The organism is Mucilaginibacter sp. P4_G9 (assembly GCF_056400985.1).
In genome coordinates this window covers 1-2,239 of sequence record NZ_JBFUKF010000602.1, presented here as the reverse complement: position 1 = coordinate 2,239, position 2,239 = coordinate 1, and the positions used below count along the sequence as shown (strand labels likewise).

Below are 2,239 nucleotides of genomic sequence, written 5' to 3'. Positions count from 1 at the left end.
GTCATTTATCAAACCGCAGCAGAAAGTGTTTTTCCAAAATATGGAGTTAGAGGAAAAGGGGTTTTTAATCATCATCCATGAGGACTTTTTACCTGGAACGTCCCTTTACAATGAAATTAAAAAATACAGTTATTTTGACTACGAGGTGAATGAGGCATTACACCTTTCACCTGCAGAAGAAAATATTATCTGGAACCTGTATTTCAGCATAGAAAAAGAATATAATAACAATACGGATGAACATAGCAAAGCAATCATCATCAGTCATATTGATTCCATGCTAAAATATGCGCAGCGGTTTTATAAAAGGCAGTTTATTCACCGAACACAATTAACCGGTTCAACCGTTACCAAGTTCAATACATTGCTCGCTGCTAATTTTGAAGAAAGAAAAACGAAAAATATGGGGCTACCCACGGTGTCTTTCATGGCAGAAAAGCTGCATATATCTCCCCGTTATTTAACCGATCTGCTTAAAGAAGAAACAGGAAAAACTGCATTAGAACTTATTCACCTTTTTTTGATCGGTGAAGCCAAAAATTTATTGACAGACGGCGAACTGAATATATCGGAAATTTCGCATTTACTTGGCTTTGAAAATACAACTTATTTTTCCCGCCTGTTTAAAAAAGAAGTAGGCACTACTCCAAATAAATTCAAAGACCGCTTCTTAAATTGAGGAGAGAAATTCCTACTACCTATTTTGATTGACTCTTTAGGTTTCYTGTTGTAAGAAACAGCTCGAGGCCGCTGCCAGGCAGTGTCAATTATGAATTTTAATTAATATTAAAAACTGTGGCTTTAAAAGAGCAAAAAAATAGCCCTTAATATGGTTGAATTTCCTGGAAGTTGCATCGGGCAGCCTTAGACTATCGGACTTTTTAAAACTCATAACTAAGCCCACCCTGGAATATAAATGAATTATGACGATAGGCGACATTCGCTATCCGGTCGTTTAATTTGCTGAATCCATCGAATGGTACTTTTTGATCCATATTAAATGTTTCCAGCCTTTGAGAAAAAGTATGACCGGCAATCATGTTCAATTTCCATCGCCTGCTAAGTTTAAGGTCATAAATGAGTCCAGCGCTATTTTGCCGCAAATGTATATATTGATCTTTCGCATCCCCGTTCAGGCGGTACATGCTGCCGTTGAGTGACGCTGTAATTCCCAGTGATTGCATTGCCGACAGCTTATATTTTAAAGAAGCTCTGGCAGGTATAATGCCCGTGAGGCTTAGTTTGTTGCTGATCGTCCAGTCGATATCAGGTAACGGCAACAGGAACTTACCGGTGTAGTTGCTGGTATAAACGAGCGTGATGCCGTATTTGAAAGACTTGCCCTGACGAAAGCCTACCCGCACACCAACAGTATAAAGAATATCCTCTGCACCGATACTTCGCTTAAAATCGGAGCCAATGGTTGCCAAACCCACAAAAGTGATACTGGTGGAGCGTGAAAGCGAATAATTTACCAGCAAGGGAACGGTGATGGAATGAAATTCGTTGCCGCTTATATTTTGCCCGCCCGAAAGAAAAAGGCCCTGGTAGCGGATGCCTGTTTTTATTAAAATGGGATGAGGTGACGAAAAATCCTTAAACACAGGGAAACCGACGTCTACAATAGGTTGCTGTATGGTAAACGTATTTCCGCCGGCATCAACCGGGGCTACACTATTGGTTACGGAGACACCGCCCAGCAGGGGTGCGGTAGTAGTCAATTTTTTGTGCACACTACTGCTGTCAACACTTTGGCAATAGCCGAGTACAGGCAATAGCATGCCCATAAGAAAAAAGCTTCTTTTCATTTTTTGTTGATATGTTTTTTTGGATGAAAGAATAGTTACGTTAGCCGGGTGTAACCATTCCGATTAATTTCTGCATTGTTTTGTCAAATTCTTTTCTTTCCTGTTCTATTAGTTCCGAAGACAGCACCGCGTCGAATCTCCCCAGGATAGCGTCAGCCTGTTTTGCCACACTTTCGCCGCTTGTTGTCAATTTTACATGGGTTTTGCGCTTGTCAACGGTATCAGGGATTACCTTCACAAAATCTTTTTTGAGTAAAACTGATATCGTTCTGTTAACTGATGCTTTATCGCGCCCCAGGTCTGTACAGATAGTTTTTTGAGATGCCCCGCCTGAGTAATACAGGACCATCAAAACCGGTATCTGGTCCATCTGAAGGGGGAAGTTGTGTTCCCGGAAAATTTTATCACATTCTTTGTATATCCTGTTATAA

At 40.6% G+C, this 2,239-nt stretch carries 3 protein-coding genes; 1 reads left to right on the top strand and 2 read right to left on the bottom strand.

Going from position 1 to position 2,239, the window contains the following annotated elements:
* The coding region (locus AC1DPZ_RS25790; RefSeq protein WP_477408880.1) for a helix-turn-helix domain-containing protein at positions 1-679 on the top strand (679 nt) is incomplete at its 5' end.
* Positions 680-881: 202 nt separating this feature from the next.
* On the opposite strand, the gene AC1DPZ_RS25785 is transcribed toward AC1DPZ_RS25790, so the two are convergent.
* Positions 882-1,808, bottom strand: coding sequence for a DUF6268 family outer membrane beta-barrel protein (locus tag AC1DPZ_RS25785; protein WP_477408878.1), 927 nt, complete (start codon positions 1,806-1,808; stop codon positions 882-884).
* Positions 1,809-1,848: 40 nt separating this feature from the next.
* The coding region (locus AC1DPZ_RS25780; protein ID WP_477408876.1) for a MarR family winged helix-turn-helix transcriptional regulator at positions 1,849-2,239 on the bottom strand (391 nt) is incomplete at its 5' end.